The sequence below is a fragment of the Paenibacillus sp. FW126-R14 genome (assembly GCF_058789495.1).
The window spans coordinates 34,068-59,493 of record NZ_JBYTBS010000042.1 but is presented as its reverse complement, the minus strand read 5'-3'; the positions used below and the strand labels follow the sequence as shown (position 1 = coordinate 59,493).

Annotated in this window: 32 protein-coding genes; 24 read left to right on the top strand and 8 right to left on the bottom strand. The window is 49.9% G+C overall.

Translation table 11 applies throughout. From position 1 onward, the window contains the following. Positions 1-9: 9 nt before the first annotated feature. The 5 genes from AC3WRW_RS23205 to AC3WRW_RS23185 all read left to right on the top strand — a co-directional run bounded on the left by AC3WRW_RS23205 (position 10) and on the right by AC3WRW_RS23185 (position 3,290). Positions 10-300 (top strand): thiamine-binding protein, encoded by a 291-nt coding sequence (locus AC3WRW_RS23205; RefSeq protein ID WP_167054316.1) that lies wholly within the window; start codon positions 10-12, stop codon positions 298-300. Beyond that, the gene (locus AC3WRW_RS23200) at positions 300-1,067 is read left to right on the top strand and encodes an ABC transporter permease (RefSeq protein ID WP_492548647.1); all 768 of its coding nucleotides are present in this window, start codon (positions 300-302) and stop codon (positions 1,065-1,067) included. The genes AC3WRW_RS23205 and AC3WRW_RS23200 overlap by 1 nt, the downstream gene beginning before the upstream one ends. A 17-nt stretch (positions 1,068-1,084) precedes the next feature. Next, a complete protein-coding gene (locus tag AC3WRW_RS23195) occupies positions 1,085-1,849 on the top strand; it encodes an ABC transporter ATP-binding protein (RefSeq protein ID WP_492548646.1) in 765 nt (254 codons plus the stop codon). Next, positions 1,846-2,646: a TatD family hydrolase gene (locus AC3WRW_RS23190; protein WP_492548645.1), complete on the top strand. Its 801-nt coding sequence runs from the start codon at positions 1,846-1,848 to the stop codon at positions 2,644-2,646. Before AC3WRW_RS23195 ends, AC3WRW_RS23190 begins: the two co-directional genes overlap by 4 nt. Positions 2,647-2,726: 80 nt before the next feature. After that, positions 2,727-3,290, top strand: a complete 564-nt coding sequence (locus AC3WRW_RS23185) for a DNA-3-methyladenine glycosylase I (RefSeq protein WP_492548644.1) — start codon at positions 2,727-2,729, stop codon at positions 3,288-3,290. A 59-nt stretch (positions 3,291-3,349) separates the two neighbouring features. Here the strand turns inward: AC3WRW_RS23185 and AC3WRW_RS23180 are convergent, their stop codons facing one another. The 3 genes from AC3WRW_RS23180 to AC3WRW_RS23170 all read right to left on the bottom strand — a co-directional run bounded on the left by AC3WRW_RS23180 (position 3,350) and on the right by AC3WRW_RS23170 (position 5,084). Beyond that, positions 3,350-3,652, bottom strand: a complete 303-nt coding sequence (locus AC3WRW_RS23180; RefSeq protein WP_492548643.1) for a hypothetical protein — start codon at positions 3,650-3,652, stop codon at positions 3,350-3,352. A 121-nt stretch (positions 3,653-3,773) separates the two neighbouring features. Next, entirely contained in the window at positions 3,774-4,763 is a 990-nt protein-coding gene (locus tag AC3WRW_RS23175) for a YpdA family putative bacillithiol disulfide reductase (RefSeq protein ID WP_492548657.1), read from the bottom strand. Between the two features lie 144 nt (positions 4,764-4,907). Then, a complete protein-coding gene (locus AC3WRW_RS23170) occupies positions 4,908-5,084 on the bottom strand; it encodes a hypothetical protein (RefSeq protein WP_492548642.1) in 177 nt (58 codons plus the stop codon). 145 nt (positions 5,085-5,229) lie between these two features. Here AC3WRW_RS23170 and AC3WRW_RS23165 point away from each other — a divergent pair, with 145 nt between their 5' ends. Genes AC3WRW_RS23165 through AC3WRW_RS23155 form a run of 3 tightly spaced genes read left to right on the top strand, consistent with a single transcriptional unit; the run spans position 5,230 to position 6,480 of the window. Beyond that, a complete protein-coding gene (locus AC3WRW_RS23165; RefSeq protein WP_492548641.1) occupies positions 5,230-5,538 on the top strand; it encodes a Dabb family protein in 309 nt (102 codons plus the stop codon). A gap of 11 nt (positions 5,539-5,549) precedes the next feature. After that, entirely contained in the window at positions 5,550-5,804 is a 255-nt protein-coding gene (locus AC3WRW_RS23160) for a DUF2164 domain-containing protein (RefSeq protein ID WP_492548640.1), read from the top strand. A gap of 37 nt (positions 5,805-5,841) precedes the next feature. Beyond that, entirely contained in the window at positions 5,842-6,480 is a 639-nt protein-coding gene (locus AC3WRW_RS23155; RefSeq protein WP_492548639.1) for an NUDIX hydrolase, read from the top strand. A 232-nt stretch (positions 6,481-6,712) separates the two neighbouring features. On the opposite strand, the gene AC3WRW_RS23150 is transcribed toward AC3WRW_RS23155, so the two are convergent. Then, positions 6,713-6,967, bottom strand: coding sequence for a YpbS family protein (locus tag AC3WRW_RS23150; RefSeq protein WP_171685838.1), 255 nt, complete (start codon positions 6,965-6,967; stop codon positions 6,713-6,715). A 134-nt stretch (positions 6,968-7,101) separates the two neighbouring features. Here AC3WRW_RS23150 and hrpB point away from each other — a divergent pair, with 134 nt between their 5' ends. The 11 genes from hrpB to AC3WRW_RS23095 all read left to right on the top strand — a co-directional run bounded on the left by hrpB (position 7,102) and on the right by AC3WRW_RS23095 (position 18,403). Further along, positions 7,102-9,588, top strand: a complete 2,487-nt coding sequence (hrpB, locus tag AC3WRW_RS23145) for an ATP-dependent helicase HrpB (protein WP_492548638.1) — start codon at positions 7,102-7,104, stop codon at positions 9,586-9,588. Positions 9,589-9,631: 43 nt separating this feature from the next. After that, entirely contained in the window at positions 9,632-10,411 is a 780-nt protein-coding gene (locus tag AC3WRW_RS23140; protein WP_492548637.1) for a hypothetical protein, read from the top strand. Then, complete coding sequence (locus tag AC3WRW_RS23135; RefSeq protein WP_492548636.1) at positions 10,404-10,667, top strand: hypothetical protein; 264 nt, start codon at positions 10,404-10,406, stop codon at positions 10,665-10,667. Before AC3WRW_RS23140 ends, AC3WRW_RS23135 begins: the two co-directional genes overlap by 8 nt. A 38-nt stretch (positions 10,668-10,705) precedes the next feature. After that, positions 10,706-11,359, top strand: a complete 654-nt coding sequence (locus tag AC3WRW_RS23130) for a class I SAM-dependent methyltransferase (protein WP_492548635.1) — start codon at positions 10,706-10,708, stop codon at positions 11,357-11,359. Positions 11,360-11,614: 255 nt separating this feature from the next. After that, the gene (locus tag AC3WRW_RS23125; protein WP_492548634.1) at positions 11,615-12,706 is read left to right on the top strand and encodes a GntR family transcriptional regulator; all 1,092 of its coding nucleotides are present in this window, start codon (positions 11,615-11,617) and stop codon (positions 12,704-12,706) included. Positions 12,707-12,788: 82 nt separating this feature from the next. Then, on the top strand, positions 12,789-14,468 hold the full coding sequence (locus tag AC3WRW_RS23120) for a ribulokinase (RefSeq protein WP_492548633.1): 1,680 nt from the start codon (positions 12,789-12,791) through the stop codon (positions 14,466-14,468). 64 nt (positions 14,469-14,532) lie between these two features. Beyond that, on the top strand, positions 14,533-16,020 hold the full coding sequence (gene araA, locus AC3WRW_RS23115) for an L-arabinose isomerase (protein WP_492548632.1): 1,488 nt from the start codon (positions 14,533-14,535) through the stop codon (positions 16,018-16,020). Between the two features lie 213 nt (positions 16,021-16,233). After that, positions 16,234-17,235, top strand: a complete 1,002-nt coding sequence (locus AC3WRW_RS23110) for an aldose 1-epimerase (RefSeq protein ID WP_492548631.1) — start codon at positions 16,234-16,236, stop codon at positions 17,233-17,235. 96 nt (positions 17,236-17,331) lie between these two features. Continuing rightward, complete coding sequence (locus AC3WRW_RS23105) at positions 17,332-17,487, top strand: hypothetical protein (protein ID WP_492548630.1); 156 nt, start codon at positions 17,332-17,334, stop codon at positions 17,485-17,487. Positions 17,488-17,557: 70 nt separating this feature from the next. Beyond that, positions 17,558-17,890, top strand: coding sequence for an ASCH domain-containing protein (locus AC3WRW_RS23100; protein WP_492548629.1), 333 nt, complete (start codon positions 17,558-17,560; stop codon positions 17,888-17,890). A 90-nt stretch (positions 17,891-17,980) separates the two neighbouring features. Next, positions 17,981-18,403 (top strand): hypothetical protein, encoded by a 423-nt coding sequence (locus AC3WRW_RS23095; RefSeq protein WP_492548628.1) that lies wholly within the window; start codon positions 17,981-17,983, stop codon positions 18,401-18,403. A gap of 4 nt (positions 18,404-18,407) precedes the next feature. Here the strand turns inward: AC3WRW_RS23095 and AC3WRW_RS23090 are convergent, their stop codons facing one another. The 3 genes from AC3WRW_RS23090 to AC3WRW_RS23080 form a co-directional block, all read right to left on the bottom strand. Continuing rightward, entirely contained in the window at positions 18,408-19,106 is a 699-nt protein-coding gene (locus tag AC3WRW_RS23090; protein WP_492548627.1) for a class I SAM-dependent methyltransferase, read from the bottom strand. Positions 19,107-19,259: 153 nt separating this feature from the next. Then, positions 19,260-19,691, bottom strand: a complete 432-nt coding sequence (locus tag AC3WRW_RS23085; RefSeq protein WP_492548626.1) for a threonine/serine exporter family protein — start codon at positions 19,689-19,691, stop codon at positions 19,260-19,262. Continuing rightward, complete coding sequence (locus AC3WRW_RS23080) at positions 19,688-20,464, bottom strand: threonine/serine exporter family protein (RefSeq protein WP_492548625.1); 777 nt, start codon at positions 20,462-20,464, stop codon at positions 19,688-19,690. Before AC3WRW_RS23080 ends, AC3WRW_RS23085 begins: the two co-directional genes overlap by 4 nt. Before the next feature lie 156 nt (positions 20,465-20,620). Here AC3WRW_RS23080 and AC3WRW_RS23075 point away from each other — a divergent pair, with 156 nt between their 5' ends. From AC3WRW_RS23075 to msrA, 3 genes are all read left to right on the top strand, one after another. Next, entirely contained in the window at positions 20,621-21,049 is a 429-nt protein-coding gene (locus AC3WRW_RS23075; protein ID WP_492548624.1) for a DUF6157 family protein, read from the top strand. A gap of 121 nt (positions 21,050-21,170) precedes the next feature. Further along, entirely contained in the window at positions 21,171-22,103 is a 933-nt protein-coding gene (locus tag AC3WRW_RS23070) for a manganese-dependent inorganic pyrophosphatase (protein ID WP_492548623.1), read from the top strand. Between the two features lie 112 nt (positions 22,104-22,215). Beyond that, on the top strand, positions 22,216-23,199 hold the full coding sequence (gene msrA, locus AC3WRW_RS23065) for a peptide-methionine (S)-S-oxide reductase MsrA (RefSeq protein WP_492548656.1): 984 nt from the start codon (positions 22,216-22,218) through the stop codon (positions 23,197-23,199). Positions 23,200-23,257: 58 nt separating this feature from the next. On the opposite strand, the gene AC3WRW_RS23060 is transcribed toward msrA, so the two are convergent. Continuing rightward, positions 23,258-24,148: a cation diffusion facilitator family transporter gene (locus AC3WRW_RS23060; RefSeq protein WP_492548622.1), complete on the bottom strand. Its 891-nt coding sequence runs from the start codon at positions 24,146-24,148 to the stop codon at positions 23,258-23,260. A 252-nt stretch (positions 24,149-24,400) separates the two neighbouring features. Between AC3WRW_RS23060 and AC3WRW_RS23055 the strand changes: the two genes are divergently transcribed. Continuing rightward, positions 24,401-25,048 carry a serine/threonine protein kinase gene (locus AC3WRW_RS23055; RefSeq protein WP_492548621.1) on the top strand — a complete coding sequence of 216 codons (648 nt, stop codon included), beginning with the start codon at positions 24,401-24,403 and terminating at the stop codon, positions 25,046-25,048. 48 nt (positions 25,049-25,096) lie between these two features. Beyond that, on the top strand, positions 25,097-25,360 hold the full coding sequence (locus AC3WRW_RS23050; protein ID WP_492548620.1) for an HPr family phosphocarrier protein: 264 nt from the start codon (positions 25,097-25,099) through the stop codon (positions 25,358-25,360). The last annotated feature ends 66 nt before the right edge of the window (positions 25,361-25,426 follow it).

Below are 25,426 nucleotides of genomic sequence, written 5' to 3'. Positions count from 1 at the left end.
GCAGTTACAATGGCTAACGCACTCGTCAGTATTCAAATCATTCCTAAAACAAAAAACAATGAAGATGTTATCCCTTATGTGGATCGTGCGATTGAAGTTATCGCCAAGTCTGGCGTGAAATATTTCGTATCCCCGTTGGAAACGACGATGGAAGGCGAGCTTGATCAACTTATGCTCATCATTCAGGATATGAATGCCGCCATGATTGAGATGGGCAGCCCTAACGTGATCTCACAAGTGAAAATATATTTTAATCCGTCCGGCGCATCCATGGACAAGCTGACGGAGAAATACAGATAATGAAACTGAAGAACGGATTGAAAGCAGGGTGGCCACCGATAGTTGTGGTCATCCTTCTCTTGCTTATTTGGCAGCTTGCCGTGACTTGGGGAGGGGCGGCCAGCTGGCTGCTTCCAAGCCCGCTCAAAATCTGGCAGGACGGCACGACGGACATGCCGCGGGTTTGGATGCATACATTTGCTACAGTACGTTTAATGTTAATGGGGTTTATGGTTGGAGCAGCGGGCGGCGTTATCGTCGCAAGCTGCTTGCATCGCGTGGCTTTCTTAAAGGCCGGGTTTTATCCGCTGCTCATTTTGTCGCAAAATGTGCCGGTCATCGCACTCGGGCCGCTGCTTATTATTTTATTCGGTTTTGGCATTTTACCTAAACTTATCTTGATTGCACTCGTTTGCTTCTTTCCCGTTACCATGTCGACCTTGGACGGGTTTATGCAAACGGACCGGAATATGTACAACTATATGCAAATGATTGGCGCAACCAAACGGCAAATCTTTTATAAATTAGAGCTGCCGCATGCCCTGCCCTTTCTCTTTACGGGACTCAAAATATCGGCCACTTACAGCGTCATGGGAGCAGTCATTGCGGAATGGCTGGGCGGCGGAGTCGGGCTTGGCTACTATATGATTTTGCAGAAATCAGCCTTTCGCGCTGATCGCGAATTTGTCGCCATTCTCATCATTGTCGTGCTCAGCTTGCTGTTCTTCTGGCTTATTGCAGGGCTTGAGAAGCTTGTCATCCGGTGGAATGCCAAACGGTCATCTTAGGGAAGGGGAGAAAAGGCATGAGCAAACTTGAGCTTAGACGCATTCATCATGCGTTCACTGGCAAAAAACAACGTGTCCCCGTGCTGACGGACATCTCACTGCATGTTAATGACGGGGAATTCGTGTCCATCATCGGTCCTTCCGGCAGCGGGAAGAGCACGCTGTTTCACATTATTGGCGGTCTCATTGCCCCTTCGTCCGGGGAAGTTTGGCTGGATGACGCCAACGTAACCGGCAGCAAAGGGCTTATCAGCTATATGCCGCAGCAGCCCGCTTTGTTTCCATGGCGCTCTATCGAGGCGAACGTAGCGCTCTCGCAAGAAGTCGCCGGACAATCGCGTGCGGCTGCATTGGAAAAAGCGAGAGAGTGGCTGCCGAAGGTAGGACTTGGCGGCTATGAGAACGAGCTGCCGCATGTGCTGTCAGGCGGCATGCAGCAGCGCGCCTCCTTCCTGCGGGCGCTGCTGAGTCCTCAGGAAGTGATGTGTCTGGACGAGCCCTTCGGTTCCCTGGACGCACTAACCCGGCAAGCCATGCAATCATGGCTGCTGAACATATGGGAGCAGAACAAACGGTCCATTCTGTTCGTGACTCACAGCATTGAAGAGGCGTTATTTCTATCGGATCGCATCTATGTTCTTTCCAACAAACCTGCTCGAGTGATCGAAGAGCTGGTTGTGCCCTTTGAGCGGCCTCGCCAAGAAAAAGTGATGACGCAGCCGGAATTCCACGAGCTTCGGCAGCGTATTCAGAGCCTTCTGCGTCAGGAGATGATGTCATGATAAAAGCTATTGATGCTCATATTCATCTGGATATGTATGAAGAGGGCATGGCGCACACGATTCTGTCGGAGCTGGCGCAGTCCCAAGTCGAGGGACTTATCGCTGTATCAAGGCATCTGGCCTCCTGCAAGGCAACGGAACGGCTGCGTGCGGACGCGCCTGAGCAGGTGTATGCCGCATATGGTTATCACCCGGAACAAGAGCTGCCTGCCGAGACTCAGCTTGATGAACTGTTAGCGTGGATTCGCGATCATGCCAGCGAGATGGCTGCTGTCGGCGAGATCGGCTTGCCGTACTATATGAGGCTGGAAGCAGAAGAGAAGGGGGAAACGCTGGATTATACCCCTTATGTCCGGCTGCTTGAGCGTTTCTTGGAGCTGGCAGCTCATGTAGACAAACCCGCCGTCCTGCATGCCGTATATGAAGATGCCGATATCGTGTGCGATCTTCTACAGAAGCATGGTGTTAAAAAGGCGCATTTTCACTGGTTCAAAGGATCGCCACAGACGGTTCAGCGAATGATTCAGGCGGGCTACTATATCTCCATTACGCCGGATGTTCAATATGAAGAGGAGATCCGTGAATTGGTTCGCAGCTATCCGCTCGAGCTGCTCATGGTCGAAACGGACGGTCCTTGGCCATTCGAAGGAACATTCGAGGGACAGATGACTCATCCGCGCATGATTCATGCCGTCATCCACGAAATTGCGCTTCTGCACGAAACGCCGGAAGATCAAGTAGCGGATACAATTATGCGCAATACGAAACAATTTTATGACATTCTTACCATAGGTTAATTGAAGCTGGACATCTGTTCGTATTGGTTTTATAATCAAATGGAACGTATGTTCGATTTCTGGATGAGGTGAGTATAGAAATGACGGTCAGATGCGCTTGGGTCAATGAGGATCCGTTATATGTCCATTACCATGATCATGAATGGGGAGTTCCTGTTCACGATGATCTCCAATTGTTCGAGATGTTGAATTTGGAAGGCGCTCAAGCTGGATTGAGCTGGTATACCATACTGAAGAAGCGGGAAGGCTATCGCGAAGCGTTTGACGGATTTGATCCGCAACTCATCATTCAGTATGATGACAAGAAGCTGGCCGAGCTTCTGCTGCACCCAGGTATTGTGCGTAACCGGTTGAAGATCGCGTCCGTTGTGCAGAATGCGAAAGCTTTCTTGAAAGTGCAGGAAGAATTCGGGTCATTCGACAGCTATATTTGGGGATTTGTTGGCGGTCAGCCTATCAAAAATCACTGGACGAATATGAGCCAAGTACCGGCCACTTCGGAAATTTCCGATGCTATGAGCAAGGATCTGAAGAAGCGCGGGTTCAAATTCGTCGGTTCTACGATCTGCTATGCGTATATGCAAGCCGTTGGCATGGTGAACGATCATAATCAACAATGCTTTCGTTATCACAGTGTGAATTAAAGGAGAAGGCCATCTGTTAAGGACGAATGTCCTGGCAGATGGCCTTCTGTGTGCTTCACTCAGGCATATTGGAGCTGTTTCTCCATCAAGTTGTATTTAATCAAATAAATTCGCTTGCGTATGTAAAAGTCATATACGGCACCTGTTAATTCTTTCGGTTTAATACGGTTGTTCGTATCGTTGTCTATAATGATCACAGAGCCGTCGTCATAAAACTTGAATGTGTAATCGGCATAGTGAGAATGCGCTTCATCCAGCATGGCGTCAATCTGTCCGGGAAGAAGATGGTCAGTGTCACACAATGCCTTGTGGTACCAATAATCTCTCTCAATAAAACGGAAATTGTGACTGGCGTTCATCATGTAACTACCTCCTCATCTAAATGGAACATTTGTTCTTGTTTTTATTATATCAAACAAACGTTCGTATTGGAAGAGGAATCTCTGAAAAACAGGAAAAATTTTCATAGAAAAAAACCTCCAATCAGCTGGATTGAAGGTTCCTCTCGGACACAATATGTTTGGCGATCGCCAGACCGTGCATGCGGCCTGTTTCAATGAAAATTTCGTTCGCATCGTATTTGGAGGAAGCGACGACTCCCGCAACGTATAAGCCCGGAATGCTCGTTTCCATCGTTTCGGGATTAACAAGGGGAGCGTTCGTTTCTTCATGGAAACCGACGCCGAGCGATGTCAGCAGTCCCCGATCCGGCCGGAAGCCGGTAAGGGCAAGCACAAAGTCATTACCCAGCATGACTTCCTCGTTTTCTTTTCGCACCAAGACCGTCTGTTCGTCAATTCGTACAACTTGGGAGTTAAACCACATCCGGATTCTGCCTTTGTTCACCATACTTTCAAAAATCGGACGAACCCACGGTTTAATATTGGCCGAAAAGTCTTTGCCCCGATAAATGACGGTAACTTCAGCGCCAACTCTGAGCAAGTCCATGGCGGCGTCGACCGCGGAGTTGTTCCCGCCGATAATGGCTACCTTGGCTCCCGAGTAGGGATGGGCTTCTTTATAATAGTGCGTCGTTTTTGGCAGATCTTCTCCGGGGATGCCCAGCATGTTCGGATGATCGAAATAGCCGGTAGCTACGATAACCCGCTTAGCAGAGTACATCGTTTTTTTGCCAAACTGATTCTCCGTATAAACGGTAAATCCTGTCTCTGTTTTTTCAATAGAAACAACTTCCTCATAGGAATGAATACGCAGGTTCTCTCTTCGCGCCACCTCTCTGTAGTACACCAAAGCCTCTTGGCGATATGGCTTCTCGTGCGGGGTGGTGAAAGGATAGCCGCCAATTTCAAGCAGCTCCGGCGTGCTGAAAAACTGCAAATACGTAGGATATAAATAGATGGCGTTGACGATACAATTTTTTTCTATAAGTAACGGAGACAGTCCTTCGCGCTGTAAGGCGATAGCGGCGGACAATCCGCAAGGCCCGGCTCCAATGACGATTGCTTCTTCCAACATGCAACAACCCCTTTTTGCTTTTTACTCATCTTATAGTATCGCAAGCTGAAGGGGATGCCAAGTTTAAGAAAAGCGAAATAGAGCAGAAGGCTATCCGATAAGCTTCGAATAAGCCAGCTGCCCTGATTCCGCGTTGATATTTTACTTTTGATTTAATTGCCGCTCTTCATTGCTTTCGCTCAAATCATCTTGCGCGATGTTGACTTGGGTTAGGCTAGGCGCATTCTCTAATGTGTCATTGACGAATTCTAAGTCTTGATTTTTGGCGTTCATATTCGTAGTTCCTTTGTAATTGCCCGTATGCTTTTTATTTTCCACCGGTCATCAGCCTTTCTGCGTCAGATTAACGTTCAGGCTTAACGTGTACACTTGCTTCCGATTTTATTCCCGCAGGCGCTCTGTAGTTCGCTAGGACAAAATCCGCTATAATAAGTGAAGCTGGTTAAAAAAGGAGAAATGAACGATGAACTCAAAACCTATTAAACATATGGTTGTTTTTAATTTGCATGTCGGCAAGGATACTCCGGGAGCAGAGCAATTCCTAAAAGACAGCGCTCAAGAGCTTGCGGCCATACCGGGCGTTGAGCAATTTGAAGTCTTTCGTCAAGTGAGTGCCAAAACGGATTACGATTATGCATTTTCGATGGTTTTTGCTAATCAGGCGGCTTATGACGCGTACAATGGACATCCCGTACATATGCATTACGTAGCCGAGCGTTGGGTAAAGGAAGTCAGCCGTTTTCAAGAAATCGATTTAACGATATTTGAGTAAGGAGCTTCGACATGAAACCATTGAAATTACCGAAGGAAGAAAAGGAAGCTCTGATCCATGACTTGCAGGAATATATGGAGGCAGACCACGGGGTCACAATGGGCGGCTTAGCGGCAGAGCAATTGATTGACTTCATGATCGGGCAGCTGACTGCTCCGATTTATAATCAGGCTATCGAAGATGCGAGCAAAACGGCGATGGATAGAATGAGCGCATTGGAAGAAGATTTGTATGCCATGAAAATATCACGAAAAACACGAAGATAGCGCTGCTGTCAAGCTGTTTGAGGAGGAAGCGGGCACATTGAACAAGTCAGAAGAAATGTTCGATATTTATGATGAGCAAATGAAATGGATCGGAAAGGCACCGCGCTCGGAAGTGCATGAGAAAGGATTGTGGCACATCACTTTTCAGTGCTGGATCGTAAGTTTGGAAGGGGCGGAGCCTTCCCTGCTGCTGCAGCTGAGACACCCGGATAAAGATTTATTTCCGAATTTGCTGGACATTTCCTGTGCCGGACATCTGGCAGCGGGGGAAACGGTTGAAGACGGCGCACGTGAACTGCAGGAAGAATTAGGATTGACGGTTGATTTCACCGAGCTAATTCCTTGCGGATTGTTCGCTGAAGAGGATCTGATGTCGGACGATCTCATCGATCGTGAGTTTTGCCACGTGTTTATTTACCGCTGCGACCAACCGTTGACGAAATATGTATTACAGGCTGATAAGGTTACGGGCCTTTTTAAAGTGAGTACGTCAGGGCTAGAGCGTCTAGTGCATGGAGAAATCGGCCAACTGGAGGCATGCGGCTATCAAACCGGAGCAGACGGTCAACTGGAAAAAACGGACAAACTCGTAACGCTGGAGGATTTGGTTCCGCATCCTGCGGCATATTATGACCTTGTGTTCAAAACACTGAAGAAAAACGGGCTGTTCGCATGACAAAGAACCGATTCGGGCAACCGGACCGGTTCTGCATTCGCACACGCAAAGTGCTATACGAAGTATTTTGTCGCTATGTAAGTGTAAGCGATGTACCCTAGGACGGAGAGTCCGAAACAAACAATTCCAAGCATGGTTCTACGCTTAAACATAAGCAGAAATCCGGCACTGAAGGCCGATCCTATAAGCAGCATTGCAATAAAAGTAAGAATTCCCATGTATTTTTATCTCCCTACCCCTTGTTTACGTAATCACGAACCATGTCTTCGGTTACATAAGAGCGGAGGGGAGAAATACCTTCTTTGGCATGGGCGATGATTCGGGCCGTAACCGCATTAATGGCATCAACGGTAAACGGAAGCCCCTTTCTGCACAAATCGACAGCAGCGTCAATCGCACTCTCGCGCTGTGCATCCAGTTCGGCAAATCGCACGAGATGCATATGCTGTGCATTCGAATGTTTGGATATCGCTTCATGTACATTCATCTTCAAGTTCTCCTTTTCGTGACCAGATATTTCTTCAGTATACACGATTGCGTGGGTCAGGAACAGTTTTTACAGGAGGAATTCCGAATAATATTCGACAAATTACAACTAACTGAAAGCTCGGAGTGAAGGAATTGAATACGTTGCCGATTGAGGCCGTGCTTCCCCAATTGAAAGAAGCATTAAGAACTCACCCGTGTGCCGTGCTGGTCGCTCAGCCCGGTGCCGGGAAAACGACGCAAGTTCCGCTTGCGCTGCTGCAAGAAGCATGGCTGCATAACCAAAAGATCCTTATGCTGGAGCCAAGAAGACTTGCCGCCAGAGCTGCGGCCCGTTATATGGCGGGACTTCGGGGTGAAGCCGTTGGCCAGACGATCGGATACCGGGTCAAAAACGATACGTGCATCGGGCCGACTACCCGGATTGAAGTGATCACGGAAGGTGTCCTTACCCGGATGCTCCAAACGGATCCCGCTTTGGAAGGGGTTGGGCTTGTCATTTTCGACGAGTTTCACGAACGAAGCTTGCATGCGGATCTGGGGCTGGCTCTCAGCCGGCAATCGCAGACGCTGCTTCGCGAGGACCTGCGTATTCTCATCATGTCTGCAACCATTGAGGCCAAACCGGTTGCGGACATGCTGGATCAGGCTCCGATTATTGAAAGCGAAGGGCGGGCCTATCCCGTTACAACGCATTACTTGAGCGTCAAACAAGATGAAAGACTTGAAACCGCTGTGGTCAAAACGATTCGGCAAGCGTTACAGGCGAACGAAGGCAGCTTGCTCGTCTTTCTTCCGGGCGCAGCCGAAATCCATCGTGTTGCCGGCAGTCTTGCCGCACAGCAGCTAGGCGCTGAGGTGGAAGTTGCACCTCTGTACGGTAATCTGGCCCAAGAGGCGCAGGACCGCGCATTAGCGCCATGCAGGCCCGGGCACCGCAAAGTTGTGCTCGCTACCTCAATCGCCGAGACCTCGCTAACCGTCGAAGGCGTCACGGTTGTGATTGACTGCGGCCTCATGCGCGTGCCGCGTTTCTCTCCGCGCACCGGCATGACCCGCCTGACGACGGTGCCTGTGTCCGCAGCCTCTGCCGATCAGCGCAGAGGCCGGGCCGGCCGTCTCGGTCCAGGCGTATGCTACCGCCTGTGGACCGAGACCGAGCAGCGGCAGCTCGCACCCAGCTCAACGCCAGAAATCCGCGAAGCGGATCTGGCGCCGCTGGCGCTCGAGCTGGCCGCCTGGGGCGTGACAGACCCGGCGGAGCTGGTCTGGCTGGATCCGCCGCCTGCCGCCGCATACCGGCAGGCGCGGGAACTTCTCGTGCAGCTGGGCGCATTGCGCGAGGACGGGGGCTTGACCGCGCATGGCAAGCGTATGGCCGCGCTGGGGCTGCACCCCCGGCTTGCGCACATGGTGCTGCAAGCCGTGCCGCTCGAGCTCGGCCCGCTTGCGTGCGAGCTCGCGGTGCTGCTGAGCGAGCGCGACATTCTGTCGAGCGCTCGCAGCCGTGATGCGGATGTGCGCACCCGCATCGAAGCGCTCTGGCGCGCTGCGCAGGGCGAGCAGCGCGCAGAGGCAGACTTTGGCTTGTGCCGCCGGATTACGGCGGAAGCCAAAGCATTGATGCAGTCGCTCGGCATCCGGCCGAGCGCGCAGCGGGCTTCGGCGAGCGGCTTGCTGCTCGCCTTCGCTTACCCCGATCGCGTCGCGCAGCGGCGCTCGACGGGCCGGTACCTGCTCAGCAGCGGGCGCGGCGCCGTGCTGCCGGAGCTGCAGGCGCTCTCGAACGAGCGCTACTTGGTTGCGGCTGAGCTGGATGACAGCGGCGCGGAAAGCCGCATCTACTTAGCCGCCCCCGTGCCGGAAGATGAGCTGCTGGAAGCTTTCGAGGGCCGTTTGCTGCAGGAGCAGGAAGTGGTTTGGGATTCGGCGGCCGGCACCGTTAAGGCCAGACAACGTTTGCGCCTTGGCGCCATCGTGCTTAAAGAAAAGCCTTTGCAGGAGCCGAATCCTGATCTGCTTGTACAAGCCTTGATCGCTGGCATTCGGGCAGAGTCCCTGGAGGCGCTGCCCTGGAACCGCAGTGCGCGGCAGCTGCAGCAGCGGGTTATTTTTCTGCACAGCCATGACGGCGAATGGCCGGATATGCGGGAAGATGCGCTGCTCGCAACCTTAGAGGATTGGTTAGCGCCTCATCTGTACGGCATGACGAGCAAAGGCGCGCTTGGGCGGCTGAACTTGACAAATCTATTAGAGGAAATGCTAACATGGGAGCAGCGTCGCAGGTTGGAGGAGTGGGCGCCGACTCACATACAGGTGCCCAGCGGTTCGCGGATTCCCGTTGATTACAGCGTGTTGGAAGCGCCGACTTTATCTGTCCGGCTGCAAGAAATGTTCGGCTTGGCCGACACGCCGCGAATCGCCAAGGGCCGGGTTCCGCTCACTTTGCATTTATTATCGCCTGCACAGCGTCCTGTACAGGTGACGAAGGATTTGGCGAGTTTTTGGCGGGAGGCTTACTTCGAAGTGAAAAAAGATCTCAAAGGCCGTTACCCCAAACATTATTGGCCGGACGATCCCATGGCCGCCATGCCTACGAATCGCGCCAAGCCGCGCGTTTGATTGATTTGGCACGCGTTGTGCCGGGAAGGGAACTGAGTAAAGTATGACCGTTCGCTCCGCATCGGAGGAAATCGTCATTTATATAACGGCCGGCTTTGCGACGGCGCCTGATTTTCTCGACCGGTTCGGCGAGGCGCTCGCTGCCTGCTTTGAAGAGGCGGGGGCGCGCGTTCGCGTTGTGATTCATTTTCCGTATGGCGATTGGAGCCGGCAGCGCCAAAAGCAGCTTCGCGAAATAGCAAGCGATCTTTGGAATAATGCCCACGGGAAGCCTTCGCGTTATGGCGGCAAAAGCTTAATGAAGCTGATTGCCAATCAATTAGGCTCGAATCAGAAATTGCTCTTGATAGGTCACAGCGCCGGAGCCGTGGCGTCGATCCAGGCGGCAGGTGCTCTGATGAAGAAAGGCGTCCCAATCCTTGGGGTCGTTCAAATCGGTTCGCCGAAATGCGCGATTCCGCCGGAACTTACGAACCGGGTTTTATATTTGAATGGAACCAATCAACTGGATCAAAAGAACGACCCGATTCCGCGGCTGGGCACCTGGGGGGGCTGGATGAAGTCCCGGCTTGGCGTTCGCCGATGGCATCGGATGAAGCATGCTCCGGTTCACCGGATCACGCTGCCAATTATTGGCGGGCATGCCGACTATTTTCGGGATCACAAACCCTATGTATGGCGGGATGCAACGAATTTGCAAACGACGATTGAAGCGATTTGGACGTGGTTGACGCAGCTTCAGGATTACGAGGAAGAAGCGGAACACAAGGAAGTCGAGGATCATAGGGGACAAATTACAGAAAAGGAAGATGAACATGATTAATATTTTAAAAGCAAATATGGAACACAGCAAAGAAGACGGCTATCTTGGTCATGTGCAGTTTGGTGTAGAAGGTCATGAGCATCCCTACGAGATTACACTGCAAAGCTTGAAGGGCAAGAACGATTGGAGCTATGCGCTGAACTTTTTGAGCGAGTCAGGTAAAGAAGAAGATATCGAAGCGGTGGAAGAGCTTTTGGAAGAAGACGAGTGGTTCGATCTGCTTGTGAATGCAGGTCTTCAGGCTCTAGAAAAATAGCTGCGAGACGGACGCAGTCCGTAAGGGGGAAAATAGGCTTGGAGTCTCGGAACGATTCAGAGGTAAAACAGGTGCTTAAGACAAGTTACGATCAGCAGGCCAGATTGCGGAACGGGGAAATCATGCAGTCGTGGAAAATCGACGAGCTGGACCGTTTTCTTGCGAATTTAAATCGGCAGGCTCAAACGGGGGGCGGCGGCAAGCGGGTTTTGGATCTCGGCAGCGGGCCGGGACATCAGGCTGACTATTTGAGGGAGCATGGCTGTGATGTCGTGTGCATCGATTTGTCGGACGAGATGGTCGCGATTTGCCGTGAAAAAGGGCTTGAAGCCTTTGCCATGGATTTCTTCGCACTGGATTTGCCGGCGGCGTCGTTTGACGCTGTATGGTCCATGAATACGCTGCTGCATGTGCCTAAGAGCAGTCTTGAGCAAGTACTGGAGAACATTGAACGTGTGCTGAAGCCTGAAGGTTTTTTCTATCTTGGACTGTATGGAGGATATGAGAGCGAGGGAATTTGGGAAAATGATTCGTACAGGCCGCAACGGTTTTTCGCCTTCTATGAAGATGCGCAAATCCAGGAGCGGGTTGGCGAAGTTTTCGACATTGAAACCTTTCACGTACTTCCTATGGCGGATATGCAGCCTCATTATCAATCGATCATTGCCAGTAGAAAACAACGGAACCCGTGATTTTGCGGGTTTTTTGTGCGTAGATAAGAAAGTATAAGTTGTATACTTTTGCTTCGCATCTACCTTGACAAACGCGCTCGTCCTAAAAGGACGACGAAGTCGTTTATCCTTGTTGCTTGCAAGGATGGGCCGGTTAATGCGCATACTTAGCTCCTCCACCATGACACTTATCGCTTATCCCCCACAATATGTACATACAAGTTAAGCGAATGGTATAATACGTTCAGAATCATACGCCTGAGGAGAAACCGAAATATGAAAGAAAAGCAAATGCCGAAATACATGCAGCTAAAGCAGGAAATTTTATCGTGGCTTCATACCGGGAAACTGAAACCGAACGATCAGATGCCTTCGGAGAATGAGATTGCCGATCAATTCCAGATGAGCCGGCAGACGGTTCGCCAGACGTTTGGCGAGCTGGAGCAGGAGGGGTGGCTGTACCGGATGCAAGGAAAAGGAACCTTTGTGTCTACGCCGCAAACGCAAAAAGGCCGCGATGTGCAGACGATCGGCATCTTGACCACCTATATATCCGATTATATATTTCCCCATATTGTGAGGGGGGCGGAGTCAGCCTTGCGTTCCAGAGGCTACAGACTTGTGTTGTCATCGACGGATAACGATAAAGACAAAGAAAAGGAAAGTCTTGACATGATGCTGAGCCAGCCCTTAAGCGGGCTGATTATTGAACCTACGAAAAGCGCCGAAGGCAATCCGAATATCAACTATTACCTTTCGCTCGATTACCAGCATATTCCGTATTTGATGATTAATGAACGGTATCCCGAAATGAATTGTCCGTCCCTGGTCGTGGACGACGAAGAGGGCGGCTTTAAGGCGGCACAGCATCTGATTGAGCTGGGGCATCGCAAGATTGCCGGCTTTTTCAAGACGGACGATTTGCAGGGGATCAATCGCCTGAAAGGATTTATTCGCGCGCATCATCACTACCAAATTCCATTATTGCCTGAACTGGTCATTCACTACTCGACGGAGGAAAAAAGGCGGAAGCCGTACGATCATGCGCTGACGCTGCTTGTTCAGGACGAGCGTCCTACAGCTTTCGTTTGTTACAACGATGAGCTGGCTGTGCATTTGCTAGAGGCTGTACGTACATCTGGACTTCAAGTTCCACAGGATGTCTCTTTAGTGGGCTTTGACGACTCCTCTTTAGCGACAGCTACCGAGGTGAAACTGACGACGCTGACACATCCCAAAACCGAATTAGGTGCGGATGCTGCTGAGCTTTTGATCGATATGATTGAGAATAAGCGGGCAATCGGGAGAGAGACCGGGAAAATTTATAAGCCAGAATTAATCGTAAGGGAGTCTACGATCGGCATCTAGCGGAAAAAAATTACATCTAGCCAACTTGTACGTACAAGTGCTATACTGGACATAGAGATTGGAAATTCTAAGGAGGTTCTCTATGTCCAAAAAGTATGCGATTGGCGTTGACTATGGCACGGAATCCGGCCGCGCCGTTCTGGTGGATTTGAGTGACGGTACTGAAGTTGCCGACCATGTGACCCCATATCCGCACAACGTGATTGATGAGAAGCTGCCGGTATCCGGCATTAAACTTGCGTATGACTGGGCGCTTCAGCACCCGCAGGATTATTTGGATGTACTGACGCGTTCGGTTCCGGCCGTCGTGCAAGCGTCTGGCGTGGATCCGGCAGATATTATCGGTCTTGGCATCGATTTCACGGCGTGTACGATGCTTCCGGTGGATTCGCAGGGCCAGCCGCTATGTTTCAACCCGGAGCTGATGAATAATCCGCACAGTTGGGTGAAGCTGTGGAAGCATCATGCCGCGCAAGACGAGGCGAACCAAATCAATGAAATTGCTAAGCACAGAGGAGAGGCCTTCCTTCCCCGGTACGGCGGGAAAATTTCGTCGGAGTGGATGATTGCGAAGGTTTGGCAAATTTTGAATGAAGCGCCGGATATCTACGAGCAAACCGATCGTTTCCTGGAAGCGACCGACTGGGTTGTATCGCAGATGACAGGGTCAGCAGACATTGTACGCAATAGCTGTACGGCCGGCTATAAAGCGATCTGGCATAAGAAAGACAGCTATCCGAGCAACGAGTTCTTTAAAGCGCTTGACCCGCGTTTAGAGGATTTAACTCAAACGAAGCTGCGCGGCGAAGTTGTGGCTCTTGGCACGAAAGCCGGAGAATTAACGGAAGCTATGGCGAAATCCATGGGCTTGCAGCCAGGCATTGCCATTGCTGTAGGAAATGTCGATGCGCACGCGGCTGTACCGGGGGTTGGCGTTGTAACGCCTGGGAAATTGGTGATGGCGATGGGAACTTCGATTTGCCATATGCTTCTCGGCACAGAGGAGCGGGAAGTCGAAGGCATGTGCGGTGTTGTCGAAGACGGGATCATCCCGGGATATTTGGGCTATGAGGCGGGACAGTCTGCGGTTGGCGATATTTTTGCCTGGTACGTGGAACAAGGGGTGCCTGCTTATGTGCAAGCAGCGGCGGAGCAGGAAGGAACGAATGTGCATGAATGGCTGGAGCGTCGTGCATCCGCTTACAAACCAGGCGAAACAGGCTTGCTTGCGCTCGACTGGTGGAATGGGAACCGTTCGGTGCTGGTCGACACGGAGCTGAATGGCCTTATTCTGGGCTACTCGCTTCTGACGAGGCCGGAAGAGGTTTACCGGACGCTGCTGGAGGCAACGGCATTCGGAACTCGTAAAATTGTTGACGCCTTTCACAATAACGGGGTTGAAGTACAGGAATTGTATGCATGCGGCGGGCTTCCGCAAAAGAATCGCCTGTTGATGCAAATCTATGCGGATGTGACCAATCGCGAGATTCTAATCGCGGATTCCAAGCAAACGCCGGCGCTGGGCGCGGCCATGTTCGGAGCGGTAGCCGCAGGCGCTGCTAAAGGCGGGTACGACAATATCGTAGATGCCGCACAAAAAATGGCGCGCGTACGCAAAGAAACATTTAAACCTGTTCCGGAAAATGTGGCGGTTTACGAGAAGCTGTACCAAGAGTACAGCAAGCTGCACGATTATTTCGGACGCGGAGAAAATCATGTGATGAAGCGTCTTCGTGCAATCCGTGAGGAAGCCAAGCACTAATTCCTGTTCTTCATTTCCCCTCATTCCACATTCCATATTCCAAATTCCAGGGAGGCAAATTGCCATGAACTCTTTTTCAGATAAAGTATTTTGGTTCGTAACCGGAAGTCAACACTTGTATGGACCTGAGACTTTGCTTCAGGTGGAAGAACATTCCAAACAAATAACGGAAGGGATTGACCGTGATGCGTCGATTCCAAGCAAGCTTGTGTTCAAGCCTGTCTTGACTACGCCGGATGCGATCCGCAGACTTTGTCTGGATGCCAATGCCGATGACAATTGCGCAGGCATCATTACTTGGATGCATACATTTTCCCCGGCCAAAATGTGGATTGCCGGCCTTGCCGAATATCGCAAGCCGCTCCTCCACTTGCATACGCAATTTAATCGCGATATCCCTTGGGAAACGATTGATATGGATTTCATGAATCTTAATCAAGCGGCGCACGGCGATCGCGAATACGGCTTCATCGGCGCACGAATGGGCATTTCCCGGAAAGTGGTCGTCGGTTACTGGGAAGATCCGGAGGTCCTCTCCCGCATTGCCGGATGGATGCGCACGGCGGTTGCGTTCGTTGAAGGCCGCAGTCTGAAAGTGGCGCGCTTTGGCGATAACATGCGTCAAGTCGCCGTGACGGAAGGCGATAAAGTCGAAGCGCAAATTAAATTTGGTTGGTCCATTAACGGTTATGGCGTGGGTGATCTTGTTCAGCGCGTCAGAGACATTTCCGAATCAGAAGTGGATCAATTGATGGATGAATACAATGAAGTTTATGACATAACGCCTGAAGGACGCTCGGCAGGACCGGTGCGTGAAGCCATTCGCGAGCAAGCGCGCATTGAGCTTGGGATGAAAAGCTTTTTGCAGGAAGGCGGCTTCGGCGCGTTCACGACGTCATTTGAAGACCTGCATGGGTTAAAGCAGCTGCCTGGGCTTGCCGTTCAGCGCTTGATGGGGCAAGGCTACGGCTTTGGCGGCGAAGGCGACTGGAAGACGGCAGCGCTCACCCGCGTCATGAAAATTATCGCGGGCAACGAAGGCACTTCGTTCATGGAGGACTATACGTATCACATGGAACCGGGGCAAGAGCTGGTTCTTGGCGCTCATATGTTGGAAATATGTCCGACGATCGCAGCAACGCGTCCCAAAATCGAAGTTCACCCGCTGGGGATCGGCGGGAAAGCCGATCCGGCACGTCTCGTCTTCGACGGCGCTTCCGGCTCGGCGCTGAATGCATCGCTGATCGATATGGGCAACCGTTTCCGCCTGCTGATTAATGAGGTGGATGCGGTTCAACCGGCGAAAGCGATGCCTAAGCTGCCTGTTGCGCGCGTCCTGTGGAAGCCGCAGCCGTCGCTGCGCGATTCAGCGGAGGCTTGGATCTACGCTGGCGGAGCACATCATACCGTATTCTCCTACAACGTAAGCACGGAGCAGCTCGTGGACTGGGCTGAACTGGCTGGCGTTGAAGTGGTGATTATTAATAAGAACACGTCAACGCTGCAGTTCCGTAACGAGCTTCGTTGGAGCGAGGCGGCTTGGAAACGCTAGGGGAGCAAAAGCAGCTCCGTGCAGGAATCAAAAAGAAGACCGTTCTTCCTTTTATGGAAGACGGTTTTCTTTTTGACACTATGATAAAGAAGTCACTTTTGTCGATGTCAGCGCTATTTTCATCCATTGACTTCCATGTTTCTCATGCTATAAAGTTAAATTCATACGAGCCTGTCCATATTTAGGGGCAATGCATTAGGAGGATAACACGACATGACAGTGAAAGCCTATGAAGGAACTTTCCAAGGGGAGAAAGCCGTATGGCTGCAAGCAGGCCGTTATGAGGCTGCCGTTCTGCCGGAAATTGGCGCGAACCTGATTGCTTTTAGAGACAATGAAAAGGAATACCGCTTTCTGCGCGAGCCATCCCTTGATGAGATGGAAGCGTTTAAAGCACGTCCTATAATACATGGCATCCCTGTCCTATTTCCGCCTAACCGTTATGAAGACGGGAAATTTCCTTGGAAGGGGAAAGTTCTTCAATTCCCGATTAATGAGCCGAGAACAGGCAATCATCTGCATGGATTTGTTCATGATATTCCGTGGGCCGTTGAGAAGTTTGGCCAAGATGAAAGCGAGAGCCGTGTAACCTTAGCGCTTCGCGTCAGAGAAGGGCATTCGGTTTATACCTACTTGCCGTTCGAATTTACTATTCGCCTGACATATGTACTGAACGAATTCGGTTTACACCAGCATATTTCCGTTCATAATGAAGGGCAAGAAGCAATGCCTTGCTTAATCGCCTACCATACGACGATCAATGCACCTTTTGCGCCAAACTCTCAGGCCTCGGACTACAGCTTTAAAATGACGATCGGAGATCGCTGGGAAATGAGCGAGAGAATGCTGCCGACCGGCAACTACCAGCCGTTATCGGAGGAAGAAGCCAAGATGAAAACAGGCGGCTTGTCGCCGTTCTTCGAGTCCATGGACAACCATTACACAACCGCTCCGCAAAATGGACGCAACTACATGGAGTTGACAGACTCCCGCGCAGGCGTCAAACTGGTGTATGATGTCGGCACTTCCTATAAGCAGTGGATGATTTGGAATAATGGCGCTGCGGAAGGATTTTTCTGTCCGGAGCCGCAAATGAATCTGGTCAACGCTCCGAATGTAGATTTACCGGGAGACCAAATCGGTCTGGCAAGCTTAGAGCCTGGCGAAGTATGGGGAGAATCCGCTCGTCTTTATACGATTGAGTTAAAGAAATAAGTTTTACATACGCCCCTTTGCCGCATGGAGAGAATCCGACGTGATGCTCTGCAAGCAGTCATGGGGGCATTTTTATCGAAAGCTTAGGTGAACGAAATGGACAAAGATCAATTAATCGCAGAGGTTGAGAGGCTGAAGCTTGAAAACGAAAGGCTAAAGCAAGAAATTGCTAAGCTGCGAGGGGTTAAACGGCCTCAAGCGGGCTCGATGGACAGTATGTCCACGAAATTGAAGGAAGCGCTGCGAGAATAGCGAACTGAACAGTTCGACAAATGATGTTTCATTCGCTATAATGAGTACTGGAAAAAGGAGGGAAACACATATGAACGAAACATTACCGCCAAAAACTTGCTCCATCGACCGTCTTGTGACTAAGGAAGCTGAAGTCAGCAAAGTTCTGGCAGGCCAGAAAACGGCTTGCAGACGCAACGGACGCTATGCAGATATCGGTGAAACAATGGATTTGCAAGGAAGCTCTTTCACAGTAACTAAGGTTTACCAGCAAGCGCTGGGCGATCTGACGGTGGAAGATGCAAAAGCCGAAGGGCATGAAACCATTGACGAATATCGTGACAGCATTTTATCCATACATCCGGGTATGCCTTGGCTGCCGCAAATGAAAGTATGGGTACACGAATTTCAAAAAGCCGAATAAATGAAGAACGCAAAACAGTGTGGATCGTGCGATCCGCACTGTTTTGTTGAATTTTTTAGAAGAAGGATGATGGCATTGTCGTGGTACGTATTGCTGCTATATATTCATATTTTTAGTGTTGTACTAAGCATAGGGCCTTATTTTGTGTTATTTCCATTATTAGTTAAAATAAGAAACGCGCCGTTTGAGCTCCTGCCGGAATATTTGGAGCCGTTTCGCATTACGGTGCGGTTGACGAAGCATGCCGGCCATGTGCTGGTAGCGACGGGGATTCTGCTCACTTGGATAACGGCATGGACGTGGAAAACATCATGGATCGTTATCACGGTGCTAATTATGGTGGCTTCTTTATACTTTATTGCGCGTGCGTTTTCACCGATTTTGCGCAAGCTTCGCGCACCGCATGACGACCGGAACGTATTGGTGAATCAATTGCGAAACGCGTTAATTTGGTATGTGATCATCACGCTGGCCATGATGTGGTTCATGGTGGCGAAGCCTACCTTATGGTGAAAGGTTATGCCTCCGGCTTTCGCGCATACATAACGACGAAATTATAATATTTGTAGACACAATCCGCATCTTCGAAGCCGCAGTCTTTCAGCCAGGTTAACTGCTGATCGAGAGGAGCCATTTTGTCGAGCTTCGTTCTTTCATAGGCTGCTTGAAGAGCTTCAGGGCTTAAGTCTGTAGCTTCAATTTTGGCTTCCCAATCCGTACGGTACAAGCGATCAAGGAAAGGGCTGGACCCTTGAACTTGATCGGCATTTACGAATATGCCGCCTGGCTTAAGCAGTTTATAAATCCGTGCGAACAGGTCTTGTTTAGCTTGATCCTCCAGATGGTGAATAGACAGTGCAGAGACGACGCAATCAAAGGGTTCTTCCGACTCAAATGCCGTATAATCCCCTGCCTGGATCGTTAAGTTGGGATGATGCTCTCCGAAACGAAGCTTGGCGATGTCGAGCATGCCTTGGGAAAGATCAATGAGCGTAAGCTTGGCATGCGGATACCGGTTAAGGATATAAGAGGAGAGGAGCCCGGTTCCTGCGCCAAGATCAAGAATGTGCGGAGAAACCGCATGGACCTGAACAAGGGAGGCGGCTGTATTGTAAAAATCATCAAAGCAGGGAATGAGCTTTCTTCGTTGACTGTCGTATTTCTCTGCAATTTCATTGAATTTCGTCGTAATGCGATCGTTAGATTCTATATTCATCGGTAGATCAACTCCATTTCGTCGGTTAGCGGGCCCGTGCTTCATAGGATTATTTTAATGGGAACGGCAGGGAAAATCTAAGACATAAATCCGATTACCTTTATAGTTTAAAACTATAAAAAAGGCGCGACCTATAGTAATAGGTCAAGTGTATTACGATTTTGTCCGGCGAAAAAGTTGGTTCAACACTTCGGAGAAGACAAGCCCCATCGCGATTGCGCCTGAAAGCATGAAGGCTTTTGCAGCCAGCTGCACGGCAAGATCGTAATGATTAAGGACGACATTTTTCATTGCGTCATACGCTAATCCGCCTGGCACCAAAGGGATGATCCCGGCGATGCTGAAAACGATAACGGGAGTTTTGTATAATCTCGCAAAAAATTGACTCATCACCGTGACGAAGAAAGAGGCAATCAAGGTTGCCAGGATGGGATTTAACGGAATCAACAGGGAGGAGGCGTAGAGCATCCACCCGACCATGCCGATGAAACCGCATTGAACGATTGTGTTTCTTGGCACATTGAACAAAATAGCGAACGCAGCCGTAGCGATAAAGCTGGTGACGAGCTGTTCCAGCATATTCATACCAACCCCTCCCCGTTATAAAAGGACAGGACAAAGGCGATGCCGGCACCGATGGCAAAGGCCGTTAGAAAAGCTTCAGCCCCTTTAGAAAGTCCTGAAACAAAGTGTCCGGCCATTAAATCCCTAACTGCATTCGTAATGAGAAGTCCCGGAACAAGCGGCATTACCGAGCCGATAATGATGGTGTCCAGAGCATGCCCAATCCCCGAGAACACGAACAAGAAAGCTAACGCTCCAATAAATAATGAGGCCAGAAATTCGGCAAAAAATTTAATCGGCACCAGACGATGAAAGTAGCCGAGAGAGGCGAGACCCGCCCCGCCTGCAACAAAAGCCGGAAGGAAATCACGCCACTCACCTTGGAACATAATTAAAAAACAGCCGCTTGCAAGCGCTGCGGAAAGGATTTTGATCCAAGTTGGAAAGCCCGTATTGGCGGCATCGATCTCCTTTAGCAGGCGATGAGCTTCTTGAGGCGTCAATTCGCCTTGGCTGATGCGCCTTGAGATGGCATTCACCAAGGTTACTTTATGTAAATCCGTCGATCTCGCAGATATCCGAATCAGTCTGGTTGTCTGCTCAGGTCCATCGATCGAGAAAATGATGCCGGTCGGCGTGACGAAGCTGTGCGAGTTAGGCACTCCGAAGCCCTCGGCGACATGGGCCATCGTATCTTCAACACGATACGTTTCTCCGCCGTTTTCGAGCATGATTTTGCCGGCCAGCAAGCAAACTTGAGCGATTTCATAATTGGTAGGGGGGAGAAGTTCCATTCATACATGTCTCCTGAATAAGTAGTTGACCAAAGTATAATACATTTTGGCGGTAAATCCTAAGCCTATATGAAAGCTTGATCGAAAATTGGTGTATAATGGAATAAATATGGCTGCGAGGAGAGAGTTTGGTCTATGCCCTATAACGATGAGCATATGAGTTATAGAAATACGTTCATTCAAGTTGCTGCGGATTGCCCGGTTGAAACGGGAGTCGTCCCCCCTATGAAAAAAGAAGGCAAAACCGCACACAGAATTCAATACGAGCTGTTGTCGCAAAACCCTTACCAATATACGCAGGGCGAGCTGATCTATGAGGTTTACATGCAGCATAAACAAATCCCGGAAGGGGAACGCGAGCTGCGTGGCGCAGAAATAAGGGAAGAGCTGTTCGCCAGAAATCATCCGTGTCTGAGAGCGTCCATGCTTCCCAAGAAGCACGGGTGGGGGGTTCATTACAACGAAGAAGGCAAAATTGCGATCTATCCGATGGAATCGGAAGCGTATCGGCAATTTGTCGAAGCGGGTACGCATCAGCCGGATGGCCCCGAGCTTTTGTTCGCAATGCGCAGTTCACGGAAATGAGTGAAACGGCGAGGCAGGGAACCCTTTACAGCTTAGAGTGGATTTAACCGGATTTTCTAGTATAATCGTAGGTAGAGATTTCAAAATTCTCATTACACTATTATTTTTAAGGAGTCGTACCATGTCAAAAACTCTTATTTTCGGACATAAAAATCCGGACACCGATTCAATCACATCCGCAATTGCTTATGCGGCACTGAAAACGAAGCTGGGCCAAGAGGTTGAAGCCGTTCGTCTCGGCAGCGTGAACGGTGAAACGCAATATGCGCTGGATACGTTTAAAGTTGCGGCGCCTCGTCAAGTTGAGACTGTTGCCAATGAAGCGGCGAACGTGATTTTGGTTGACCACGTAGAGCGTCAGCAAAGTGCCACTGATATCGATCAAGTACGTGTAGTGGAAGTTATTGACCATCACCGTATTGCGAACTTTGAGACCAGCCACCCGCTATACTACCGTGCTGAGCCTGTAGGCTGCACCGCGACTATTTTGAATAAATTGTACAAAGAGAACGGCGTGTCCATCGATAAGGACATTGCTGGTTTAATGCTTTCCGCCATTATTTCCGATTCCTTGTTGTTCAAATCCCCGACATGCACGGAGCAAGACGTGGCAGCAGCTCGTGAGCTTGCAGCTATCGCTGGCGTAGAGGCTGAGGTTTATGGACTTGAAATGCTGAAAGCCGGCGCTGATTTGAGCGACAAAACGGTTGCGCAATTGATCTCCTTGGATGCCAAAGAATTCCAAATGGGCAGCTACAAAGCTGAAATCGCACAAGTGAACGCGGTGGATGTAAATGAAGTGCTTGCCAAACAAGCGGAAATTGAAGCTGCTTTGAATACGATCATTGCAGAGAAAAACTTGGATTTGTTCCTGTTTGTTGTGACGGACATTCTTAACAATGATTCCGTCGGTCTTGCGCTCGGACGCAAAGCTGACGCTGTTGAGAAAGCGTACAATGTAACACTTGCGGATAACAAAGCGCTGCTGAAAGGCGTAGTTTCCCGCAAATCGCAAATCGTTCCTGTGCTTACTGACATTTTCAACAATCTGTAAGTCAATAACATAAGCAAGACGCCGTTCACACAAATGGACGGTGTCTTTTTTGGTTATGGAGCAATCTTTTGGTATGATAGAGGTGAGTTTAATGAAAGAGGTGGAGAAAGAGATGGATTCTAATATTCAGCAAATCAATTATGACAAGGCGACCTTTGCCGGGGGATGCTTCTGGTGTATGGTAACGCCGTTCGACCAACTGCCGGGGATTGTGTCCGTCGTATCCGGATACATTGGCGGCCATACGAGCAATCCGACGTACCAGGAAGTATGCTCGGAAACAACAGGCCACGCAGAAGCCGTTCAAATTACATTTGACCCTGAACTATTTTCATACCATAAATTGCTGGACACTTTTTGGCGTCAAATTGACCCGACGGACGCAGGCGGCCAGTTCCATGACCGCGGCTCCTCCTATCGCACGGCTATATTCGCCCATAGCGACGAGCAGATGGCCGAGGCTGAAGCTTCCAAGCAAGCCCTGCAGGACAGCGGCCGCTTCAACGCTCCGATTGCGACGGAAATTGCGCGTATCGACGCGGATGCCTTCTATCCGGGAGAGGATTATCACCAGGATTATTACCAGAAAAATCCGGTGCGCTATAAAGCTTACCGCAAAGGGTCAGGGCGCGATGCCTTTATTGAGAAGCATTGGAATACCGCCAAAGATAAAGAAGAGCGCAGGAAGAATCTTACGCCGCTGCAGTATGAAGTCACGCAAAATAATGCGACGGAGCGGCCATTTGACAATGAGTTCTGGGATTCCCATGACAAAGGATTGTACGTGGACATCGTCTCCGGCGAGCCGCTCTTTACGTCCATGGATAAATTCGATTCAGGCTGCGGTTGGCCGAGCTTTACGAAACCTGTCTTCGAAGGCAGCGTAAAGGAAAAAATCGACACCAGCCATTTCATGGTCAGGACGGAGGTCCGCAGTCAGGAAGCGGATTCTCATTTGGGGCATGTATTTAATGACGGACCGGGTCCGACCAGACTCAGGTACTGCATTAATTCGGCTGCGCTGCGTTTCGTTCCGTTAGCTGACTTGGAGAAAGAAGGCTATGGGGCCTATCTTCGGTTCTTTGAGGGGAAATAACGTTATTTAACATAAGAAAGACGCTAGACAGGCTTGTTATCCTGACTAGCGTCTTTCTTTACTCTTCGTACCAAGGATTCAAGTGAATCAGCACCTCGTCAACATCAGCATGCTGGTCCATAATGGATTTTTTGATCACGCGAGTGATATCATGGCCTTCTTGGACCGTAAGCTCGCCGGGGATGGATATTCTGGCATCGACCAGAATGTAATGACCGTGTTCCCGTGCGCGAATGCGGTCAATTCGTTTGACTTGAGGCACGGCTTCAATTAGTCGCGTGTATTCGTGAAGCTTCTCTTGATCGACCGTTTTCTCCATCAAAATGTCAAAGGATTCTTTGCCCATTTCTACCGCTAATTTTAAAACGAGGAAGGACACAATGATTCCGGCTGCGGCATCGCCAAAGGAAAGCCATTGAATATCGTAAGCCCTGCCGATAAAAGCTAAACCAATCCCGACAACGGCTGCCAGCGACGCATAGACATCCGCCAAGTGATCTTTCGCAGTCGCAATTAAGCCTTTGCTGTTCGTTTGAACGCCAATGCGCATCGTATATACGTAAAGCGCGTATTTCCAAAGCGTTGATAGGACAGCGGCGGAAAAAGCGATCCAGCTTGGCGTTTGAGGCTCATCGAAGAGAGCGAGGGTAGAATGATAGCCGATATAAAGTGCAGCGATAAGCAGGATGAAGGCAACGAATCCGGAGCCAAGTACCTCGGCTTTGCCATGTCCGTAAGGATGGTCCTCATCGGCAGGGAGTTTGGATATTCGCATAGCGCTAAGCGCCGCAATCGTGGCGATAATATCGCCTGCGTTATGGAGTCCGTCGGCTAACAAGACTTCGCTTTGGAACCATAACCCGATAACCACTTTCATAATGGTGAGAAAAATGTTGCTGATCAGCGATAGCCATATCGCCAGTACGGATGATTTGTTGTCCGCAGTCATTAATGATGACCTCCTACAGAAGTGTTTCCCGAAGGAAAAAAAATCCCTTGACCTAAGGCGAGCTCAGATCAAGGGATTGTTGGGCTTTATATAATAAAATCTAGTAATAAATAATAGAATCATAATCAACACTTCACTTTGCACAAATATCTTTGTATAATACCACACATAGCAGAAATTAACAAACCGCGAGTTGGCGAGTCCCGGTTGGAGCGCGCACTTATTCGAGGGGAAGGGAAATTGGGAGACCCCATGCCAAAACCATGGTTGCTAGAGATTGAACATCAATTGCTGCCTCAATTAGAAATATACAGTGAACAACCGTACGAACCGATTGTCGTTCATTATATGCCGGAGCCATGGAAACTGCTTGGTTCAGGTAACTATGCCGCAGTACTTATGCACCCGGATTATGCCGATCTTGTTGTCAAAGTTTATGCCCCGGGGAGACCGGGTATAGAGGAAGAAACGGAAGTATACCGCCGTCTTGGCACACACCCCGCGTATTCCGAATGCCTGCACGCAGGAGATAATTACTTAGTATTGCGACGGTTGACAGGCGTTACTTTATACAAATGCTTGCATCGCGGAATTCCAATTCCCCGGCAAGTGATTAAGGATATAGATGAGGCGCTTGCTTACGCTGTCAGCAGAGGGCTGAACCCACATGACGTACACGGCAAAAATGTGATGATGAAAGACGGCAGAGGGTTGGTCGTTGACGTTTCGGATTTTATGAAAAATGAATTTTGTCCCATGTGGGACGATTTGAAAAGTGCGTATGACCGTTTCTATTTCCCATGGGTGCGTAAATTGCCAATTCCCGATTTTGCTTTGAATGTGGTGCGAAGAAGCTACCGGAAATGGAAGAAATTTCGCAGAACTCGTGGTACAATTTAAAGTGAAAGATGAGATTTCCTACATTTCAAACATAAGGAAGGCGCGTCTATGAGAGTACATGAATTCGAAATTCATGCTGATTTGCAGCGGAGCGATTTAACGGCTATTTCGGCTAAGTCTTCTCATTTTGTTTCGGACATTACGATTGATTTTGAGTACGATCATACGATGCACTGTGTGGATGTGAAAAGTTTGCTGGGCATGCTGTTAGTGCCTATTAGAGCGGGGACAACGCTGCGTTTGCTAACGAAGGGCAAAGATGAGGAAGAAGCGATGCATTTCATGTTTGATTTATTTGAATCTTACCGTTAGAACACGGATAGATAAAGGCAAAGACGTACTGCTATATGGGAGCAGGCGTCTTTTTTGCAGCGATGA

Coding starts and splice junctions, on each gene's coding strand:
- AC3WRW_RS23190 (WP_492548645.1), top strand. CDS start 1,846: ATGATAAAAGCTATTGATGCTCATATTCATCTGGATATGTATGAAGAG.
- AC3WRW_RS23135 (WP_492548636.1), top strand. CDS start 10,404: ATGATTAATATTTTAAAAGCAAATATGGAACACAGCAAAGAAGACGGC.
- AC3WRW_RS23110 (WP_492548631.1), top strand. CDS start 16,234: ATGACAGTGAAAGCCTATGAAGGAACTTTCCAAGGGGAGAAAGCCGTA.
- AC3WRW_RS23075 (WP_492548624.1), top strand. CDS start 20,621: ATGAGTTATAGAAATACGTTCATTCAAGTTGCTGCGGATTGCCCGGTT.
- AC3WRW_RS23205 (WP_167054316.1), top strand. CDS start 10: ATGGCTAACGCACTCGTCAGTATTCAAATCATTCCTAAAACAAAAAAC.
- AC3WRW_RS23090 (WP_492548627.1), bottom strand. CDS start 19,106: ATGAATATAGAATCTAACGATCGCATTACGACGAAATTCAATGAAATT.
- AC3WRW_RS23125 (WP_492548634.1), top strand. CDS start 11,615: ATGAAAGAAAAGCAAATGCCGAAATACATGCAGCTAAAGCAGGAAATT.
- msrA (WP_492548656.1), top strand. CDS start 22,216: ATGGATTCTAATATTCAGCAAATCAATTATGACAAGGCGACCTTTGCC.
- AC3WRW_RS23160 (WP_492548640.1), top strand. CDS start 5,550: ATGAAACCATTGAAATTACCGAAGGAAGAAAAGGAAGCTCTGATCCAT.
- AC3WRW_RS23165 (WP_492548641.1), top strand. CDS start 5,230: ATGAACTCAAAACCTATTAAACATATGGTTGTTTTTAATTTGCATGTC.
- AC3WRW_RS23120 (WP_492548633.1), top strand. CDS start 12,789: ATGTCCAAAAAGTATGCGATTGGCGTTGACTATGGCACGGAATCCGGC.
- AC3WRW_RS23080 (WP_492548625.1), bottom strand. CDS start 20,464: ATGGAACTTCTCCCCCCTACCAATTATGAAATCGCTCAAGTTTGCTTG.
- AC3WRW_RS23050 (WP_492548620.1), top strand. CDS start 25,097: ATGAGAGTACATGAATTCGAAATTCATGCTGATTTGCAGCGGAGCGAT.
- AC3WRW_RS23185 (WP_492548644.1), top strand. CDS start 2,727: ATGACGGTCAGATGCGCTTGGGTCAATGAGGATCCGTTATATGTCCAT.
- AC3WRW_RS23105 (WP_492548630.1), top strand. CDS start 17,332: ATGGACAAAGATCAATTAATCGCAGAGGTTGAGAGGCTGAAGCTTGAA.
- AC3WRW_RS23140 (WP_492548637.1), top strand. CDS start 9,632: ATGACCGTTCGCTCCGCATCGGAGGAAATCGTCATTTATATAACGGCC.
- AC3WRW_RS23060 (WP_492548622.1), bottom strand. CDS start 24,148: ATGACTGCGGACAACAAATCATCCGTACTGGCGATATGGCTATCGCTG.
- AC3WRW_RS23150 (WP_171685838.1), bottom strand. CDS start 6,967: ATGAATGTACATGAAGCGATATCCAAACATTCGAATGCACAGCATATG.
- AC3WRW_RS23195 (WP_492548646.1), top strand. CDS start 1,085: ATGAGCAAACTTGAGCTTAGACGCATTCATCATGCGTTCACTGGCAAA.
- AC3WRW_RS23180 (WP_492548643.1), bottom strand. CDS start 3,652: ATGATGAACGCCAGTCACAATTTCCGTTTTATTGAGAGAGATTATTGG.
- AC3WRW_RS23100 (WP_492548629.1), top strand. CDS start 17,558: ATGAACGAAACATTACCGCCAAAAACTTGCTCCATCGACCGTCTTGTG.
- AC3WRW_RS23070 (WP_492548623.1), top strand. CDS start 21,171: ATGTCAAAAACTCTTATTTTCGGACATAAAAATCCGGACACCGATTCA.
- araA (WP_492548632.1), top strand. CDS start 14,533: ATGAACTCTTTTTCAGATAAAGTATTTTGGTTCGTAACCGGAAGTCAA.
- AC3WRW_RS23055 (WP_492548621.1), top strand. CDS start 24,401: ATGCCAAAACCATGGTTGCTAGAGATTGAACATCAATTGCTGCCTCAA.
- AC3WRW_RS23200 (WP_492548647.1), top strand. CDS start 300: ATGAAACTGAAGAACGGATTGAAAGCAGGGTGGCCACCGATAGTTGTG.
- AC3WRW_RS23085 (WP_492548626.1), bottom strand. CDS start 19,691: ATGAATATGCTGGAACAGCTCGTCACCAGCTTTATCGCTACGGCTGCG.